At 59.9% G+C, this 19,436-nt stretch carries 13 protein-coding genes; 6 read left to right on the top strand and 7 right to left on the bottom strand.

The window, feature by feature from the left end; all coding sequences use genetic code 11:
- Both EDF61_RS02875 and EDF61_RS02870 read left to right on the top strand, forming a co-directional pair.
- A complete protein-coding gene (locus tag EDF61_RS02875; RefSeq protein ID WP_133833207.1) occupies window positions 1–2,496 on the top strand; it encodes an ABC transporter permease in 2,496 nt (831 codons plus the stop codon).
- A gap of 94 nt (window positions 2,497–2,590) precedes the next feature.
- Entirely contained in the window at window positions 2,591–2,935 is a 345-nt protein-coding gene (locus EDF61_RS02870) for a DUF6176 family protein (protein ID WP_133833206.1), read from the top strand.
- A 73-nt stretch (window positions 2,936–3,008) separates the two neighbouring features.
- On the opposite strand, the gene EDF61_RS02865 is transcribed toward EDF61_RS02870, so the two are convergent.
- Genes EDF61_RS02865 through EDF61_RS02855 form a run of 3 tightly spaced genes read right to left on the bottom strand, consistent with a single transcriptional unit; the run spans window position 3,009 to window position 8,482 of the window.
- Window positions 3,009–6,335, bottom strand: a complete 3,327-nt coding sequence (locus EDF61_RS02865; protein ID WP_133833205.1) for an ATP-binding protein — start codon at window positions 6,333–6,335, stop codon at window positions 3,009–3,011.
- A 3-nt stretch (window positions 6,336–6,338) separates the two neighbouring features.
- Window positions 6,339–7,025, bottom strand: a complete 687-nt coding sequence (locus EDF61_RS02860; protein WP_105661625.1) for a DUF4194 domain-containing protein — start codon at window positions 7,023–7,025, stop codon at window positions 6,339–6,341.
- A complete protein-coding gene (locus EDF61_RS02855) occupies window positions 7,022–8,482 on the bottom strand; it encodes a DUF3375 domain-containing protein (RefSeq protein WP_133833204.1) in 1,461 nt (486 codons plus the stop codon). Before EDF61_RS02855 ends, EDF61_RS02860 begins: the two co-directional genes overlap by 4 nt.
- Window positions 8,483–8,727: 245 nt before the next feature.
- Here EDF61_RS02855 and EDF61_RS02850 point away from each other — a divergent pair, with 245 nt between their 5' ends.
- The gene (locus tag EDF61_RS02850; RefSeq protein ID WP_286172079.1) at window positions 8,728–9,966 is read left to right on the top strand and encodes a polysaccharide deacetylase family protein; all 1,239 of its coding nucleotides are present in this window, start codon (window positions 8,728–8,730) and stop codon (window positions 9,964–9,966) included.
- Between the two features lie 21 nt (window positions 9,967–9,987).
- Here EDF61_RS02850 and EDF61_RS02845 read toward each other — a convergent pair whose 3' ends face one another.
- Entirely contained in the window at window positions 9,988–13,443 is a 3,456-nt protein-coding gene (locus EDF61_RS02845; RefSeq protein WP_133833202.1) for a TM0106 family RecB-like putative nuclease, read from the bottom strand.
- Between the two features lie 77 nt (window positions 13,444–13,520).
- On the bottom strand, window positions 13,521–13,841 hold the full coding sequence (locus EDF61_RS02840) for a hypothetical protein (RefSeq protein WP_133833201.1): 321 nt from the start codon (window positions 13,839–13,841) through the stop codon (window positions 13,521–13,523).
- Window positions 13,842–13,998: 157 nt separating this feature from the next.
- Here EDF61_RS02840 and EDF61_RS02835 point away from each other — a divergent pair, with 157 nt between their 5' ends.
- The gene (locus tag EDF61_RS02835; RefSeq protein ID WP_105657350.1) at window positions 13,999–14,718 is read left to right on the top strand and encodes a M50 family metallopeptidase; all 720 of its coding nucleotides are present in this window, start codon (window positions 13,999–14,001) and stop codon (window positions 14,716–14,718) included.
- Here the strand turns inward: EDF61_RS02835 and EDF61_RS02830 are convergent.
- Window positions 14,710–15,843 (bottom strand): YihY/virulence factor BrkB family protein, encoded by a 1,134-nt coding sequence (locus tag EDF61_RS02830; protein ID WP_166650682.1) that lies wholly within the window; start codon window positions 15,841–15,843, stop codon window positions 14,710–14,712. The two genes, EDF61_RS02835 and EDF61_RS02830, sit on opposite strands and share 9 nt — an antisense overlap.
- 664 nt (window positions 15,844–16,507) lie before the next feature.
- Here EDF61_RS02830 and EDF61_RS02825 point away from each other — a divergent pair.
- Both EDF61_RS02825 and EDF61_RS02820 read left to right on the top strand, forming a co-directional pair.
- On the top strand, window positions 16,508–17,233 hold the full coding sequence (locus EDF61_RS02825) for a LysM peptidoglycan-binding domain-containing protein (protein WP_105657352.1): 726 nt from the start codon (window positions 16,508–16,510) through the stop codon (window positions 17,231–17,233).
- A gap of 111 nt (window positions 17,234–17,344) precedes the next feature.
- Window positions 17,345–18,715 (top strand): CoA transferase, encoded by a 1,371-nt coding sequence (locus EDF61_RS02820; protein ID WP_133833200.1) that lies wholly within the window; start codon window positions 17,345–17,347, stop codon window positions 18,713–18,715.
- Here the strand turns inward: EDF61_RS02820 and EDF61_RS02815 are convergent.
- Complete coding sequence (locus EDF61_RS02815; protein ID WP_133833199.1) at window positions 18,712–19,431, bottom strand: PaaX family transcriptional regulator; 720 nt, start codon at window positions 19,429–19,431, stop codon at window positions 18,712–18,714. The two genes, EDF61_RS02820 and EDF61_RS02815, sit on opposite strands and share 4 nt — an antisense overlap.
- Window positions 19,432–19,436 lie beyond the last annotated feature (5 nt).

The raw sequence follows: 19,436 nt of genomic DNA, 5'->3' as shown, positions 1-19,436 counted from the left end.
ATGCTGCACGTAGCACTTTCGAATATCAAGACCTATGCACGGCGATATATCGCCGTCATCCTGGCTGTGGCCATCGGCACCGCCTTTCTTGCCGCAACGCTTTCGGTGAACTCATCCACCCAGGCGACACTGAAGAATTCGCTCGGAGACGCCTACAAGAACGCCGACCTGGTGGCCTACCCCGATTGGGACCTGGTTCCCGGCGCCGAGGAGTTGACCGAGCTGGGCCTCAAGGACATCGCAGATGTCCGGAACCTGCCTGAAGTTTCCACCGCCTATGGCCTGGCCTACGCCGACGGCCTGCTGCGCACGGCGGACAACAGCTACGGCGTGTCCGCACAGCCAGTAGATCCCGACCAGGGGCTGGGTGGCATGGAATTGATTGAGGGCCGGGCGCCCCAAGGTTCCAACGAAATCATTATCGATGCTTCCCACGCCAAGGAAATGGGCGTGTCCATCGGGGACGTCGTGGCTCTGGAAAATGGCGCGATCTCGCCGGCGAACTACAACATCGTGGGCATCCAGCGCTCGACCACCAACCCGCGGACCTCGGCCTACGCCTTGGCCGGCATGAGCGAGAAAGCGTGGCAGCACTTTTCCGGCGGCCAAGCCCTGATCACCGAAATCGTGGTCAATGGCGACGGCTCCGACGAGTCATTGAAGGCAGAGCTGGAGAAGCTGTTTGCCGGCAAGAAGATGGCTGACATGGCGGTGGTGACCGCCGATGAGAAGGTCTTGAACGAAGTCGCCCAGTTCACCGGAGGCACCGACCAGCTCAGCGTGATCCTGCTGGTCTTCGCACTGATTGCACTGGTGGTCACCGGTCTGGTTGTGGTCAATACCTTTGCCGTAGTCATTGCCCAGCGCACCCGCGAACTGGCACTGCTGCGCATCCTGGGCGCCAAGCGCAAGCAGATTCGAAGCTCGGTGCTCATCGAAGCACTGCTCATTGGCATTCTTGCCTCGATTCTCGGTGTCTTGCTCGCCGTCGCACTGATGGCGGGCCTGATCCAGCTGCTGCACGTGATGGTGCCGGAGATGTCCTATGCGGCGTTGGCCCTGACCCCGCAGGGATTGGCCATCCCAATTCTCGTCGGCGTGCTGATGACTGTGGTCGCAGCGAGCCTGCCGGCTCGACGGGCGATGAAACTCGCACCGCTGGCGGCCTTGCGCCCCTTCGACGCTGCCAGCGTGAAGAACCGTGCCGGCAAAGCCCGGATCATCTTCGGATCGCTGTTCGTGGTGGCCGGCGCCAGCTTGCTGGCCTACGGCGCGATCCAGGGGGATCTGGTAGTCGCCTTCCTGGGCGGCCTGGTTTCCTTCCCGGGGATCCTGATGCTGGCTTCGCTGTTCGTGCCGAGCAGCGTTTCCGGGATCGGCAAGGCCGTGGCTGGCAAATCGACGGCGGGAAAGCTCGCGGCCCTGAACGCCGTGCGCAACCCGGGCCGAACCACCGCGACGGCAACGGCACTGCTGATCGGCGTGACCTTGGTGTCCATGATCATGGTCGGCGGCCAGACCGCCAAGGCCAGCTTGAACAACGCTGTGGCCGCAGAATTCCCGGTCGACATGATGGTCTCCTTCTATGACCGCCAAGTTTCAGGCGCCGAGACCAAGAGCATGCTTGAGCAAATCAATGGCGTGGACGGGATTACCGCCAGCTCCAGCTTCACCTCCGGATATGCGGATGTGGACATGGGAACCGATGAAATGTTCAACGCCGAGGTCATGTCCGTTGATCCCACGAGCTTCGCTGACGTTGCACTGGATCCGAATATCGTGCCGGCAGATGGCGAAATCGTCTATGTGCTGGGTAGTCCCGAAAACCCGACGGTGGAAGTTGGCGGGCAAACGCTGGCAGTGAAGAATTCCGAGGCCATGCTCTCAGGAAATATCGTCACCGAGCAGACTTTCAGCAAGCTGGAAATCGATGAAGCCAATCAGTACTCGGGGATCCTGATCAAGGTGGATTCCGACGTCAATGCAGCGGGCGTCAACGAACTGGTCACCAAGGTTTCTGCCATCACCGGCGTTGAATCATCAATGATCAATGGCGGTGTGGTGATGAAGTCGATGTTCTCCCAGATCATTGACGTGCTGCTGATGATTGTCTCTGCGTTGCTGGCAGTGGCGGTGCTGATCGCCCTGATCGGCGTAGCCAACACGCTCAGCCTCTCGATCCTGGAACGCACCCGGGAGAATTCCCTGCTTCGTGCCCTGGGCCTGAAGAAGAAGCAGCTGCGCGGCATGCTGGCGACCGAAGCGGTACTGATTGGCGGCGTCGCAGCCCTGCTCGGCTTGGTGCTGGGTGTGGCCTACGGCCTGCTTGGAGCCCGCTCGGCACTCGCGTCCATGGGAACGATGACCTACGAGATCCCATGGTGGCAGCTCGCACTGGTCCTGCTGATCAGCATCGTGGCAGCGCTCTTGGCATCGGTGACTCCGGGCCGCCGCGCCGCAAAGTTGTCGCCGGTTGAAGGATTGGCCGTCGAATAGCCGGTAGCCAGCCAAAGACAGTGGTCCTGAAAGCCAAGGCTTTCAGGACCACTGTCTTTTCCGCAGGTGCGGCTCAAGCCCATAGGCTGTAGACATGAAAATTGAACTCACTCGATTCCGAGTTCTGCCAGGCAAATCAGCGCTAGCCAATGAATGGCTGGAATTCCTGAACAGCAATATGCCCGCGGTGCTTGAAACCCTGGAAGACGAAAAGATGTACGTGGAGACGATCTTCAGCGAAACCCTGGATGGTGTCGACTACCTCTACTGGTACAGCATCCAAGGCGAGGGCGGTGCCGCGGTGCAGGACTCTGCACATGAAATCGACAAGGTGCATCTCAGGTATTGGAAGCAGTGCATCGATCCCGGCTTCGCACCCCAAGAGCTGTCCCCGCGGGTGGTCATGATCCCTGAACGCGTGCAGCGCAGCATGGTCTAGAGGCGAAGCAACAAGGCACGAGGTCCAGAACTCGCTATGGCGACTTCTGGACCTCGTGCCTTGTTCTGGATGTTCAGCTGCGCAGGGTAATCGTCGTGGCCATGGCCGGGGAACGGCCGGTGGTCACGAAGCCTGAGATATTGGAGCCAGGGTGCTTGATGATATCCGTGATGGATCCCAGATGGCGGCTCAAATCGATCTTGTCCTCGGGGGCCGCGAGCACCAGATGGAAACCGAACTCCTGCAACGCGCGTATGCCTGCCGCTGCATATTCGGAGTTGGCTTGAATGAAGGCCTCGTCAATCATCACCGTGCCGTAGGAAGTGAACCCGGCAGAAGCGAAACCCAGCTGGTAGGCCAAGGCAGCACCCATGATGAAGGAAGTAAAGCGCTGGCCTTCGCCGCCGGAGAGCGTCCCGGGTTCCAAACCGGTCTCAATCTCGCCATTGGGCTTGTGCTCATTGCAGCTGATCATCACATGCTGGCGGACATCGAGCACGGTCGAACGCCATGAAGCCATCGCCGGGTCGCTGAGTGCGGTAACCAGTGCCTCCAGCGCTTGGTAGGAGCTGGCCAAGGTGGATTCGTCCTTGGTGGTGTAAGCCTCCTGCAATGCGTCCTTCAGGTCCTTGCGGAAGGTACCGGCCTCAACTGGAATCGCATTTACTGCTTCCAAGCGAAGGACCGACCCATGCTCGAAAGTCACCTCTGCCAGAATCTGGTTCAGCGGCTTGATGCGTTCGGAGATCATCCGGCGCTCTTCATCCAGCAACTGCAAGAGGTCGCTGAAGCGTTCATAGGAACGGTTCGCGAAGTATTCGCGGAACTGCGCCTCATGGTGCGGCAGGCCATCGGCCACGATCTGGTCGTGCAGCTGCGCGTAGTGCTCAGCTGCTTCAGCGGTGGTGCCATGGGTTTGCGCGTGCGAGGTGCCGAATTCTCGGGCAAAACGACGGAAGGTTTCGCTCAGCGCGCCACCGATTTCCTGTCGCTGCGACTGCAAGGAGTTGACCTGGCTGCCCAGCTGGAGCTTGACCTCGGCAAAGGCTTCGCTGATTTGTTCACTGGCAGGGCAGTTTCCTGCAACCACTTGCTGGAGAACCGGGCCAAGCAGCTGATGCTGGCGCAGCGCGGACGGGATGCTCTGCTCCCATCCGGTCCCCAAGTCATCGCTGGTGGACAGGATCTGCTGTGCACGCTGCACCTGCAAGCCAAGATCTGCAATGCGTGAACGAACCAGTGCGAGGTCCCCGACCAGGGTTTCTGCCTCGGCCTTCGCCGTTTCGATTTGCTGGCGAACCCGGGAGGAATCCCCGGACAATGCCAAGGCATCGCCGAGCTTCTGCTCGCTGCGGCGCAACGCTTCCAGTGCCTCGGACGCGTCGAACTGGCCAAAAGTCCGCTCATCGGCAATGAGGGCCTGCAAGAGCTGGGTTTTGGCCACGATCTTGTTCTTCGCCGCACTGCGTTCATCGGCAGCCTGGTGGGCCTGGACGATTTTCTCATCCAACCGTGCCGCCTTGGACTGCAACTCGGCAATCTTCGACTCGTTGGTGAAGCCCAGCAGGTACTCGGAAGCAGGCAACGTGCGGGTATCGCGCTCGAAGCTTCCGGTTCCTGACTTGATGGTGCCGGCCGGGGTTATCGCCTTGGGGTGCACATGCATGGCTGCATCGTTCTCAACACAGGCCAATGGGTAGTCGGCGGTGATCTTCGCCTTCAGCCAGGCCCCGGCTTCGCCGGGCGCGAAGTCCAGCTTGGCCACCAGGTCTGCCGGGCCGGCTTCAGCGGTGCGCGGCGGCTGGGAAATGTCGCTCCACCGCACGCGGCCCAAGCCGTCGAGTTGATCAATGGCGTGGGTGACTTGGGTGAGCAGCTCCCCGGGAACCAGCAGCGTGCGGGCCAAGGAGTGCAAGGCCTTTTCAGCGGCCAAACGCCAGGTACCGGCATCGGCCGAAACATCCATGAGCTCGCCAGCGAAGGGAAGCTGTTCTTCCTTGAGCGAGCAGGCCGAAGCGATGGCTCGGCGGGCGGCTATCGAACGGTCATCGATATTGCTGGCCCGGCGCTGGTAGGAGCGGATCTGGTCAGCCAACGTTTCTGCGCGCTTGCGCAGGTTGACCAAGGTGGCCATGGCCTCGTACTCAACGGTCTGGGCATCATGCGTAATCGAGCTGAGCTGCTGCAAGGTACGTGCCGCGTTGGCCCGCAGCTCATCCAGGCCGGTGGCCGAGAATTCGAAGGCCAAGCCAGCATCCGAGGCCTGCTGCTGCAGGGTCCGGATGACGTACTCCTTCTCGCTCAATGCCTTGCGAGCCACATCGGCCTCGCGCTCCAGCAGCATCAGGGAAGCAGAGCCCGCAGAGTCGTGGGCAGCCTCCAGCGACTGGAGCTGGTCATCGAGCTTTTCCTTGCGCTTACGCAGCTCGGCCTCTTCGGCCTTGAGCTTGGCTAGCTCCGTTTCGTGGGAGTTCAGGTCATTGCGCAGCACCAGCTGGCGGACCTGGGTTTCCAGGGTGTGCACGTCGCTTTCCAGCAATTGCCGGGCGGTGGCGATCTGTCCAGCCAAGGAACGGTAGGCCTGATCCTGCTCCGGCACCTGCGCGAGCACGTCACGCTGGGCGCGGGCGGTATCCAGCTGGCGGTAGATGCCACGCAAATGGGCAAAGTCTTCCACTGCTGCGGACGCGGCCTTCAACGTGGCTGGTTCTTCCAGCACTTCGTGGCGGAAGAACTGGTTGACGCCCTTGGCCAGGCCCTTGCCATTTTGCAACGTGCGCAACAGGGCAAAGGCCTTGTCGCTTTCGACGCCTAAACGGCGGCGCAATCGCTCAATGAAAGCCTTGTGGGTATCGAATGCCTCGCTCGGTGCCAGGGCCTTGGACAGCGAGGACACGGTAAAGCGGCGTGGGCCGTGGTTTTCCAGCTTCGCAATATTGACCTTGCCCTCGCACAACAGATAGTGCTTGGAGACCTGTCCTTCCAGACCGGCATCGGGCAGATCGAAGACCGCGCCGGCTGTAACGGTGTTGCCCATGCCATCGTCGTAGCTGAGCACAATGGCGCTCCACGTCGCGCCGGGGCGCTGGTAGACAGTGCCGGCGCTGGTTTTGAACTTGCGCCCGCGCATGTAGGAGAACGTGGTGCGGCGGTCCTCGCGGGTGGCCGCGTCATTGGCCGATTCGTTCAGGCGGGGCGTTGCAAAGAAGACGTGGCCCATCGCATCGAACAAGGTGGATTTGCCCACGCCCGGATGGCCGGTGACCAAGGTGCCGGCGCGGTCCACGGCCAGATCATGCAAGCCGTGGAAGGTTCCCCAGTTAACTATTTGTACCCGGCTCAGCCGATGCTGGCCTGGGTTGAGTGCCCCGCCCAGCGGGAGAGTCATTTCAATGCTCATCGGTTACTCCTGCACCAACTCGGGGGTCTGCTCTGCGAGGTCATCAGCTTCTTCGGCTCCCAGGCTGAAAGCTGGATCATTAGCGTCGATTGCCGCGATGTAGCGTGGTATGTCCTGGATATTGGTGATCGGCAGCGCCATCGCCAGGGCCGGGGAAATGCGGAACTCGTTCTCCAGCTCGGTGCCGGTCAGCAGGCGCAGAGCCTGCAGGCGGGTTACCGCAGCATCGCAGGACTCGGCAAAGCGCTTGTCATCGCGGTCTGAGGTCTGGCGGTGCTCGGCCAGGATCTCGTGCATGCCCGCACGCGAAATCACGGCATCGCTCCCGCTGCCCGAATGCTGTTCGAGCAACAGCCGCAGCCGCAGGGCGAGCAGGGTTTCATCACGCTTCAGCGGACGGCGCGGAGCGATAGGGGAGGTGTGGACCTGTTCAATCTGGACGGGGGCAAGCATGGCGATCTTGCGGTCCATGTCCAGCTGCAGTGCCAAGAAGATCTCGGAGAAGTAATCGCTGATGCTCTGCTGCTGGTCCAGCAGCAGTTGCCAAGCCGAGGCATCGATGGACCCATCAAGGTACGGGCCGCGCAACAACCGGACCAGCAGCTGGCGCAGCGGCAGCGGGAACTTCCCGGTATCGCCCTCGAACAATGGTTCGGTGATCGGTGCGGCGTATGAATCGCTCTTGGTCATAGCGGCTCCTTCGTAAAGCTTAACGCGGGCAGGATTGCGGTTCGCATCGAACCATCGAGTTGCTGGAAATGGATGCTGAGCAGATCGCTCTCGTTCAGCGATTCGCCATTGGTGCGCCCGATTTCCACGAGGGCACGAATGGAGTTCAAGTGCCGCTGCCCGGCATCCAAGGATTCGAAGACTTCATCCAACCGGATCGAACCGGAACTGGACTGGCCCAGATGCCGGGTGATCGATGCACGCAGCAGTGGCATGTCCGCCTGGGGCGTCGAGGGATTACGCACAATGTCGGCTTCGCTGAATTCTGGCGCTTGAGCCAGCGGAGGCGGAGCCACATGCTCGGATGGGTCGTAGATTCCAAGACCGGAAAGGGTGACGAACTGCGGAGCGAAGAGCTCCATCGGGGCCAAGCCGCTGCGGGGTTTGAGGCTCGTGGACTTGCTGATCGCCAGTTCAGCTTCTCGGACCGCTTGGCGCAATAGCTCGGCCTGCTTGTAGTCCTCGGACTGCACGAATGCGTGCAGGGATTCAGAGAGCTTGCCATAGGAGGCATGGACTTCAGCTGCCTGGCGGCGCAATTCACGCAACAGGTTAGTAAGGATCTGGCGTTCGGGCGTTTCCAGGTCATCTACGAAGTCGCGGTCCAGGACTTCGGCCAATGCGGCGCGGAAACGCTGCTGCGCTTCCGGGGAGTTCAGGAATTCAGTGAATCCGCTGAAGGTTTCGCCTTCGGCAGTGGAACGCAACTGACGGTCAGCTTCAAGAACCTGGCCCACAGCTACGCCCTTGGCTGTGGAGGCATCCAGAATGCCTTCACGCAATGAATGGAGCATATCCTGGACGCCGTCGCGCATGCGTCGGAAATCTGCTGGCAAACTCGATGCCAGATCGAGTACGGAACGTGTTGCCGACAAGGCGGTCGTGCGAGAAAGCACCGCCGGGTCATCCCCGCTGCGCAGCTGGTCGATTTGGGCTTGGCGCAGCGCGATCTGGGATTCGAGGGCACGGATACGTGCTTCGGGATCCGGATCGGTTTCGTGGGCCAGCGATTCCAGGGAAGAAAGCAACGTGTTCAGGCGAGACGAGTTCAAATGCGAATCGTCGGTGGAAAAATCCGCCAGGTAGCGCAGGGTGCGCAGGGTCTGCGCACTGGGTTCATACACGAAGCGCCCATCAATCAGCGGACGAGCCAGAATTCCCTGTTTGACCCATGCTTCGGCGAAATCCTGGGCCGAATACGAGGCGGGAATCTGGTCATCGCTTTTGCGCGCTTGCTTCAGGAAGGAATCCAAGGAGGCATGGAAAAGTTCCAATGCGATCCGTGAACGGTCTGCGGTGAACTCTGCGCGGATGAAGGCCACAGCCCACGGCTGGGCGGTCAGAAGCCGATACGCTGCCGAGCTTTTGAACTGCTGGGACTGAAGCCACAAACTATTCGCGCGGTGCGAGGGCTGCATGTACTTCCTTGATCTTTGGGACGCCTAACCAATCAATTCTAAATCATTGGACTCCTTCCAAAATGTGAGCTCCCTAAAAGCTGAATGTTAGACATCGCTCAAGTTCGGTAATTCATCATGAAAGGGTGTTGCCTCCAGCGCTACCTGTGTAGGGTCGAAATAACCAGATGACAACTCGTTTTCTTCCGGCCTGGCGGGCACGGTGGAGGTCACGGAGGTCGAAGCCATTGAAGAATCTACGATTGGTGATTTCCCTCGGGTTGGCGCTGGGACTTGCCGGGTGCAGTGCTTCACAGGAGCCGCCAACGCCGGCCCCGGATCCTGCTGCCGTTGAAAAGGCTGAGCAGGAAGAAGCACGAGTGGACGGCGTGAGAGCCGAGATCAACCGGCTAGCTGACGGATACGACTATGACGCGGCGATTAAACTCGCCAAGAAAGACAGCGCCGAACAACTGAACCAGATGGCCAGCGGCCTAGAGGAAGAGAAAGGGCAGGTTTCAGCTTGGGAAGAGCCGAACAACATACCTCACCTGTTCTTCCACTCGCTGATTGTCGATCCCGGCAGGGCCTTTGACGAAGGCAGCAGTTCGCAGGGGTACGCCGACTACATGGTGACCCAGAAGGAATTTGCAGCCATCCTCGACGAGCTGTATGCGCGTGATTATGTCCTGGTCAACCCGGAAGATTTCGCCTCGCTCGACGAACAGGGGCAGATGGAGTATCGGGATATCATGCTGCCCCAGGGCAAGAAGCCAGTGGTGCTGTCCATCGATGACCTGAGCTATTACGAATACATGGAAGGTGATGGCTTCGCCAGCAAACTGGTGCTGGATAAGGACGGCAAGGTCCGCAACGAATACGTCGATGCGGAGGGAAAAACGCAGGTTGGCGCTTTTGACGTGACCACGATGGTCGATGACTTCATAGCGGAACATCCCGATTTCACGTATCGGGACGCTCGCGGCCTTATCGCGATGACCGGATACAACGGCGCATTCGGCTACCGCACCTCTGCCAGCCAGTATCCCCAGAGCAAGACTCTGGAAGCTGACCAGAAGAAGGCGGCGGAGATCGCAGAAGCGATGAAGAACAGCGGTTGGGTTTTCGCGTCCCATTCATGGGGGCACATTGCCACCGGGACGGTCAGCATGGATCGGCTCAAGCGGGACACGAAACTGTGGAAAGCCGAAGTGGAACCGATCGTGGGAAAAACCGGGCACTACATCTATCCTTTTGGATCGGATATTGCCCGGATCCAGCGCTACGCGGGGGAACGGTACCAGTTCTTCAAGGACCAGGGGTTCGATTACTTCTACGGCGTTGACGGTACGACTCGCACATGGATGCAGCAGGGTGATGAGTACCAGCGGCAGATGCGCATCAATGTGGATGGGTTGCAGTTCGCCAAGGAACTGCGCGGTGACCGGCCAGTCCTGGGAAGTTTCTTCAAAGTCGAGGATGTGATTGACCCGGCGCGCGAATGACCGGGCCAATCCAACATCAAGCTACAAAGCCATGAAGGCACCGAGCTGCGAGAGCGCCGATGGGTTGGAAGGCAGATAATCGGTGAGCCTTTCGCTGCGCACGATGATGGCCTTCCATTGGCCGCGGGAAATCGCAACGTTGATGCGATTGCGGTTAAGCAGGAATTCGATGCCACGCGATGCATCGGTGGCGCTGGAACATGCCATGGTCATCAGCACAACTGGTGCTTCCTGTCCCTGGAACTTGTCAACCGTTCCCGCCTTGACCGCCGATAGGCCTTCAGCTTCGAGGACATCGCGCACCAGATTTACCTGGGCATTGTAGGCAGCAACTACCAGGATGTCAGCGGCGCCCAATGGACGGGCAGGCAGGCCTGCCCCCGGACTCCACATCATCCCCAGATGCTCGCGGACCAATCGGACAATGGCCCCGGCTTCTTCGGCGCTGCTGACCGTATTGCCTCGATGTTCAACGAACACCGTCTCGACCCCGGCCGGTGTGCCTTCGAGCTGCCGCAACCCGGCGGCGTCTGCCGAGAACAGCTGGTGGTCATAGCTCAATGCCGAAACCTTGGCGCAAAGCGCTGGATGCATTCGCCATGAAGCTGCCAGGAAGTACCCCAATTCGGCTGGCAGCACTGGTTCGCCGCCGGAAAGCCAGCCGAGCGCCGATTCGTCCACCGGCTGAGGATGAGTGCCCTGGGTGACCTGGGGCAACTGCTGGGGATCACCGAGCAGCAGCAAATTGCGGGCTGCTCGTGAAACCGCCAAGGTATTGGCCAGTGAGAACTGCCCGGCCTCATCGATCACCAGCAAATCCAGGCTATCCGCGGGGACTTTCGAACCGGTCAGCGTCCAGGCAGTACCTCCAATGAGCCCGCCGCCCGATGCGTGGAGAACTTCAGTCAAGGAATCCTTGGACGTGCCGGCCCAGGGGACCGGATCATCGTGCTTGACTTCCTTGGCTACTGCCTCGGGATCGACCCCGGCCTGCACCGCTTTCCGCAGGACGTTTTCAACTACTGCATGGGACTGGGCAACCACGCCAATCTTCCATCCGTAATCAACGAGTTCACGGATCACATGCGAAGCGACGAAGGTCTTGCCGGTCCCCGGAGGGCCTTGTACCGCAAGATAGGAATTATCAAGATCCTTCAACGTCTCGACCACGGCAGGATAGATCTGCGCCTGTCCATCAACCAGGGCTGGATCCACCGGTGCCGCAAGGGTTTTCAGGCGTGGCGGAATCCGCCGCAGGATGTCGATGCCCGGCCGTTCCGGAAGCACCGGTACGGTGGAGCCCACCCGCTGGGCGATCTCCTTGAGCGCTGCATCGATGCTCATCGTCGCCAACGGCTTATCCGGAGCCAATGCGCATGGATGGGCACCGTAGGCAGGGATCTTGCCGCTGGTTTTCTCCGCAATGGTAATCCAGCCCGGACCGAGCTCGACTACGGTGGCGTTGAATGCGCCGCCGCGCACGGAGTCGTCAACGGCCATGCCTTCAGGCAACGGAGCATCAAACATGGCGAATACTGATGAGCCGGGGGAGAGCAGGGATCCTTCCGCCAAGGTTCCCTGCAATCTCGTCACGCGCGTAGAGGTGCGCGCCCGAGGGGTGGCCTTATGCCAATCCTCGAGTACTTCCGCAGTGTCCACAATGAACACTCCCCGGGCGTCGCTCCAATCATCCATTGGCGCGGACAAGCGGTCGAAGTGTTCCCACCAGAACTGCTTCTTTTCACGCCGGTTGTAACCGGTCGCAGCGGCGACCATCGCGATCGCGCGGTCATCGTTGCTCAGCGCGTGGGCGTGGGGAAGCTGCGCAAGGTAGTTTTGCAGCCGAAGCTCTTCGGCGGTGGGCTCGTATTCGTCTGCGGCCGGGCCTGGCTCAGGCATATCCGGCAGGGTGCCAGGCGCCTCATCGCTGAGCGAAAGCAGCCAATCCCGCAAGCGCAAAGTGGAAAGGCAGTCGTACTCGTTGTAATCGGCAATCGACTCGAGGATCGCTTCAGCGGCCCCGTCGTTCTTCGAATCCCGCGCCAGCATGTACTGGGCATAGGCGACCACCGATGCTCCGGCATCGGTGACATCCCCGGAGCGAAGGTGCTCTCCCATGTACAACGGTTCAAGCTTCTTGATGGAGTATGAGCGGGTGGAAACCACCAGGGCGTTACGCACGGTCTCGTAGAGATCGATAAGCAGGTTCTCACGCAGCCACTGGTCGACTTCGTCCTCACCGGCAATATGCACCTGCGAGAGCTTGCGCAGGGCAGTTTTCTCATAGGGCGCATAGTGGTAGACCTTCATGCGCGGGAACCGCTGGCGGCGTTCTTCGACATAGGCAATGAAGTCCAGGAAGGCTTGGCGCTCTTCGGCGCGGCTATGGGCCCAGAAGGGTTTGAACACCGGCACCCCGGTGTCATATTCGATGACGCCGAAGAGGTATTCCAGGCCCCAGGAGCCGTCGGAAGGTTCCTGGTAGAGCGGGTCGCCCTCGAAATCGAAGAAGATGTCGCCTTGATCAGGCCGCGGCAGCGAAGAGATCGGGCCTTCGTTCTTCACCCGGTAGGAGACGCCGTGGACCATGCCATCGCTCTGGGCCAGCCCCAGCTGCATTCTGGCCTGCTCCGCGGCACGGTGCAGCGAGGTGCCTGGTCCATCCTCTAGCCCGGCGAGCTGGTCAATGGTGGAAATGCCGCGGGCGCGAAGTTTTTCTCGCTGCACCATGGACATGCCAGCGACCAATAGCAGGTCGCGAGTTTCCTGGGCCTGCTCTTCGCAATAATCGCAACGGCCGCATAAGCGCAGTTCATCGGAGTTCCACCGAACTGGCTGGTTGGCCGCACGGTGTTCCTGCACCATCTTCACGAATCGTTCACGCTGGGCCCGGAAGACTGGCAGCACTTCATCAACCCGATGCACCGAATGCGTCCCGTCGCCGAGGACCAGCGTTGCCGAGGTGGACACGGGGAGCCCTTCTGCCAGCATCTGATCCGCGTAGGCTGCGATCTGGAGCAGGGCACTGACCCTTGCATGGCGGGCGAGCTTGGTATCCCATACGGCCCAGGTGCCGTCTTCCTGGCGGACTAGGAAGTCGGCAAAGCCAATGAAAGCCCCATCGAAGAAGGTGGCCTGGAAAATGACATCGGCGCCGTTGCGAAGCACGTGCATGGTCGCTTCGTGGGCTGCCCGAAGACCGGCCGCAGACATCTGCGGGCGATCAGTGAATTGTTTGACGCCGGTTCCCGTCGCCGGGTCGTATTCGCCATAGGCAGCTATCAGGTCTTTGAGGACGTTCTGCTCATGGGCGTCGCCGAGCACCGCTGTTCGTTCCAGCATTTCGTCTCGTGCCTTGTCAGGCTTGGGACGCAGGCCGAGTTTCACGTCCAGCAGGTACAGGGACTGGTAATTGCAGTCAACGGAGACTGACAGGTCACTCGCTGAGAAGATGAACTGATCATCTAGAAAGAACACGGGGCCTGGGCCTTTCGTTGACTTGTTTCCTACCTAGTCAACGTAGCACCAGACCCCGACAGATTCGCTGATGCCGCTTAGGACAGATCGTCTTTGTTCTTCTTGGAGCCGCCAAGAACGAGCGAGAGAATGGCAACGCCGGCAGTCACCGAGTTCACAGCTGGCCACGCACCGATTTTCTTGGCCAGCGGATGCGAAGCGCCGAAGCCTCCGAGATAGGCGCTGATCAAGGCAATGGCTTTAGCCGTTCCAGCATCTTTCTTCCAAAGCAGGAAGGCGCCGGCACCTGCAGCGCCGAGCACAACGGCAGCCAGCGGGCGCTTCTTGGTGGCACGACCGGTAGCGTAGCCGCCCACTAAACCGGTGGTGGCCAAGGCGGTTGAAACGATGCGAGACATGAGACTCCTCCAGATATACGGCACAGTGTTCCGCTTTGCAGACTATGCCCGTCACCTGTGATGTTTCCCAGAAAGTCGGGAAATGCACTCGCCGGTCACTTTGTGGCCGGTAGGGCTTGCAAGAATGAGTAAAACCGAACGCCGATGAGGAGCAGGAATGAATCTAGATATTGCCCAGGCCTGGGAGCGGCTCTCGCAGCCGGTGAACGTGGCCCTGAACCAGTGGCAGTGGCTGATCGTTGCGTTCTTGATCCTGCTATTGGTGGTCCCTCGTCCGGTCTGGCGGATCACCGGCTTGTACTCCACGCTGATTCATGAGCTCGGCCATATCATCGCGGCCTTATTCACGGGCAGATACGTGGCTGGCTTGCGGCTGGGCTGGGACCATTCCGGAGAAGTGCGGAGCATTGGACGGGGCAAGATTTCTGTCATCATCTCCGGGATTTTCGGGTACCCCGCACCGATATGGGTTTCAGCTTTGATGCTGTGGGGCATATCCACGGGCTATTCCGGGCGGGCGCTCGGCATCTACGCGTTGCTGTTCCTGCTGGCGCTGATCTTTGTCCGAAATTGGCCGGCCTTTATTGTGTGCACTATCAGCGCACTCGTGGCATTGGCAGTGGTCTTCTTTGCACCGGTCGAAGCGTACCTGTATCTGGCGTTGCTTATCGCCGGGTTCTTGCTGCTGGCTGGCCTTAAAGACTTCGTCAAGCTGCTTTCGGTACATGTTTGGAGACGCCACGATATCGCCCAGTCCGATGCGTACCTGATCGCTGAGGCTACCCGGACCTTCGCCTCATTGTGGGTTGTGGTGATTCTTGTTCTCGGTTCCGGCGGCCTGTGGTGGGCACTGCAGAGCTTGTCGGGACTATTCTGAGCCCCTGCGCAGATCGCGTTTGGTTTTCATGCGGCTAGCGGTCCAGGCCGCCACGGCAACCAGCCCCATGGGGAGCAGCTTCGTCTTGCGCTTAGGCTTCGTGGATGGATCCCTTTCCATATCTTGCAGCGGGTCGCCACCGTGCTTGATACGGATTTCCTGGGCCTGGACGAGATCCTTGTATGTTGCCAATTCCTGCTTGGCTACCAAAGTGTCATCACGCAGTGGAAGAAGTACGTCATCTATGGCAGGCATGCCCGTGCGAAGCTGGCGGAGGCGGATGAATTCGATATCCACCAAGGCTCCGAGGAGCAAAGCGATGTTGCTGATCCAGCAAGCAAGAATCAAGATGATCACCCCGCCAATGGTTCCGTAGGTGGCGGAGTAGCTGGCGAACTGCGAAACATAAATACTGAACCCGAATACCGACAGTCCCAGGATCACCAGAGCTGTCAGTGTGCCGGGCGAGAACCAGCGGAATTTCGTTGGCTTGACGTTGGGGGTGAAGTAGTAAAGCAAGGCTAGAACCAGGAGCAACATAATAAGCATCAAGGGCGGCTTGGCGATATTCAGCACGAGCACAAAGCTGTCGCCCATGCCAATAATATTGCCGATTCCGCGGGCGACGGAGCCAGAAGCGAGCAGCAGCACCAGGGTCACGACGGCAACCAGCATGATCAGCACCGTAATCAGGAACATCTGAGGACGGCGCTTCCACTGGGGGCGGCCTTCCGGTGCCCCATACAGCCGGTTCAACGCGCGGCTGAATGCCGTGACATATCCGGATGTACTCCACAGCGCGCCGAGTGAACCGGCCAGGATTGCCCAGAACGTTCCGCTCGCTTGGGATGCCAAGCCAGCGAGCAGCTGTTCGGCCGTGTCGAGCAATTGCTGGGAGTCGCTACTTGCAGATTGTCCGTTCGGGGCGAGGCTCTGCTCTAGCAGCTCCATGATCCATTTGGTGCCGCTTTCGCTGGCACCGGCCAAAGACAGGAGCGAGATCAATGCCAGTAATCCGGGGAACATGGCAAGAACCATGAAATAGGACAGGGAAGCGGCAACGTCTAGTCCATCGTTGCGAAAGAATTCCCGCAGGGCCCGGGGGTAGCAGGTCAAGGATTCCATGAATCGGTCTTTGCTTGTGCTGCCTTGTACTGGCATTGAGTTCCCCTGTCTGACTGATGAAATCAAACCTACAGCGCTGGCTTCTTGAAACAAATTACCTCAGGGCAATTCAGCTGTCCTGTTGCTTGAACGCCGCGGTGTGTCCATCGCCCGGGAGGCCTTGCAGGTGGCAGCGAGGAAAAGGCCGTCTGCCGGAGAAAAATTGCCCCTTCGGATTGCCTGACGCCTTGGGTTTCGGACGCCGCTATTCCAGCTTTGGCGAAGGCGGAATGCAACCTTGAAGGGAGCTGGGCACGGCCCAGAAGTGAATTGCAAGCTATATCACAGCGAGCTGGATAATCTCCACTTTTGGAAAGTAACATTTTCGTTGCTTGATATGGGGATCATGGTGATTTTCGGACCCGATTCAAAATTTTTTTCTGGCCAATTGACCTGTATTTACGGGTTTTCTGACCGTTTCCTGAGTTGCGAGGGTGGTGGGTTGGTGCGTTATGGTCATTCATAACGTTTCGATAACACTCGCAGTGTTATGGGGAAACAGGTACTGCCGGGACTTCCAAACCGCTCACCAGGGCAGTATTTAATCAAAGTCGAAATGCGACGCTGAGTGGTGCACGAGGATGGTCTAGGAAGACCTGAGCGCGGGAAGAGCAACTGGAGAATCATGATCCAGCAGAAGACCAAGAACTTGATCCGCCGCGGTGGAGCCTCGCTGGCCGCCGTTGCAGTTGCCGGCACCGCAATCGTTGCAGCTTCCGCACCAGCTAATGCCGCAGGCACCTGGGACAAGCTGGCTCAGTGCGAGTCCGGTGGCAACTGGTCCATCAACACCGGCAACGGCTACTACGGTGGCCTGCAGTTCTCGCTGTCCACTTGGAAGGCGTTTGGCGGTTCGGGCATGCCTCACCAGGCTTCGAAGGCCGAGCAGATTCGCGTTGCAACCAAGGTCCAGGCATCCCAGGGTTGGGGCGCATGGCCAGCATGTACCGCAAAGCTGGGCATTAGCGGTTCCCCTTCGGGTTCCGCGACTCCTCAGAAGCAGGCTCCTCAGCAGCAGGCAGCACCAAAGCAGCAGGCCGCTCCTAAGCAGCAGGCGGCCCCAAAGCAGCAGGCAGCACCTAAGCAGCAGGCAGCTCCGGTCCAGAAGCAGGCTCCCAAGCAGCAGGCAGCTCCAAAGCACGCTGCTCCAGCTCCAAAGGCACCAGTGTTCAACATTGACGTGACCGATTCGGGCAAGGACTACACCGTCAAGTCCGGCGATACCTTGGCTAAGGTTGCCGACCAGCTTGGCGTCAAGGACTGGCGTGGCCTGTTCGTCTTGAATGACGATCAGCTGAGCAACCCAGACCTGATCATGGTCGGGCAGACCCTGAACGTTCCAGCGAACTAATTCCGCAGAGCTTCAGATAACCCGCGTCGCGTATTTTTTACACGACGCGGGTTTTCCGTTTTCCAACTGCCTGCATCGAAGTGGTGATTTTCCGGGTATAGGCTGAGGTTCATGCTGCATTCCGAAGATGAGCGCGTGGCCGAGGACCATATCCTGGGTTCGGGGTTCACCGCGCACCGATTGCTCGAGACGGCAGGTGATTGCCCTGTTACGGGGCCCGCGGTTTGGTGGGCGGGTCCTTTGAACGCGGAGAAGCTCGCAGCTCGATCCGTTGGCTTGGTATGTTCCGCCCTTAATGATCTTGCCGCTGCCTCACCATGGCTCGCCACAGCGACGCCGGATATCGCAGCGGCCTTCGCGTCCTCTGCCCACTTGCGCATCGCGGGGCAGAAACCACAAGGTTTTGCTCGATATTCGGGATTCTACCGAACGGCCGACGGCTGGATCAGAACCCACGCGAATTACCCTCACCATGAACGCTCGCTCCACTCTGCATTGGGAACATCTTCGGGGATTGACATCGCCGACGCAGTGGCAAGCCTTTGTGCCCACGATGCCCAAGAACGCATTATTGCCGCTGGTGGAATAGCCGCGCAGGTGCGATCCCGTCAACAGTGGCTCAGCTCGGCAGAGGGCCAAGCGGCCGGCAGCGGGCACTGGGCTCAATTCCGCATGCGCCCAACAGGTTCGGCTCCGGTCTGGAAATTTGACCCGCGTGCAGCAATGCCCCTTCGAGGGTTGAAGGTTCTGGACCTCACACGGGTCATCGCTGGCCCCACCGCAACCAGGACGTTGGCAGCACTTGGCGCCCAGGTCTTGCGCGTCGACGGGCCGCTGCTCCCCGAATTGCCTTGGCAATATGTTGATACCGGATTCGGCAAGCGCAGCACGCTGCTGGATTTGAAAAACGCAACAGGGCAGGCGCGGATCCACGAACTGCTGCAGGATGCTGATGCCGTCCTCTTGGGCTATCGCCCCGGGGCCTTGGCCAAGGCAGGGCTTGGCCGGAATGAATTAGCCCTACGGTACCCGCAGCTCGTTGTTGCTGAATTAGGTGCGTGGGGCTTCGAAGGGCCTTGGGCCCAACGGTGCGGGTTCGACAGCATCGTGCAAGCTGCCACCGGCATCTCGGAGGCTTACCGTGGTAACGGGCCATCACCGGGCGCATTACCGGTGCAGGCTTTGGACCACGCCACTGGCTACGGGATCGCTGCAGCCGTCATCGCCTTGGTTCGGGCGCGCAGTGTCCAAGGGCGGACCGGGTCGGTGCGATTCTCCTTGGCTCGGACCGCGCATGCGCTGTTCGCCTTCGACGCCCCGCAACGCCCCGCTCAATTCGACGGTGGCGTGCGGCTGAAGCGGGTGGAAAGTACTTTCGGATCCCTTGAGTATGTCCCGCCGCCCTTCAGCATGGCAGGCCAGGCGCTGGACTACCCTGGTCCGCCTGCTCCGTATGGAGAAGATGAACCAGTCTGGAACTAGGAAGCCAGAAGCGAGCGTGCGAAGAGCGAGGCTGGTTCCTGGAATGCGCTGGACAGTGCCAAGAAGCGTTCCCTGCTTTCATCGCCAGGCCAGTGGGCGGGCAGCATGAACTCCGGCAAGCCGGGGTCAAGGTAGGGAAGAGCACGCCATGAATCGACCATCGTGACATACCCCCGATAAGCACTGGGCGGAGCAATGTCGCTGGAATCCAGGGAAGCGGTGCTCTCCAGGAACGCTCGATGCAACGTGCTCAGGCGCTCAAGATCCCACCACTGCCCGGCAGCCTGCTGCGGTGGTCCGGGGAAGTATGGTTGCTGGGCGGTAAAAAGCGTCGCGTGTTCCCTGGCTCCCAGGGCACTGAGCACCGCCGAGACTTCCTCTCGCAGGTACTCGGGGAAAATCCATAATCCGGAGCCGAGCATGCCGCCGCCAAGCTGCAAGAAATGCTTGCGTACCTGGTGGCGCAAGGAGCGCAAGGTCTCCGGCAGGGAGTAGGCCACCAGGCACCAGGGGTCACTGCCTGACATTTGGCGCGGGGTGAATATTCTTCTGGTGCCACGCTCGAACATCTGTTGCGCCGCGCTCGGAACGCGCAAGGTGGAAGATTGCGCTGCTTCCAGCACTTCCCGGTCAATCAGTCGGGAGATGGCGGTTTGCGCCGCAGGGACCGAAACTCCGGCAGCATGTGCCAGTTCCACTATTCGGGTGCGCGCCACCGGAG

Source organism: Arthrobacter sp. JUb115 (assembly GCF_004365035.1).
In the GTDB taxonomy this organism is placed as follows: Bacteria; Actinomycetota; Actinomycetes; order Actinomycetales; family Micrococcaceae; genus Glutamicibacter.
This window is presented reverse-complemented; position numbering and strand designations above follow the sequence as displayed.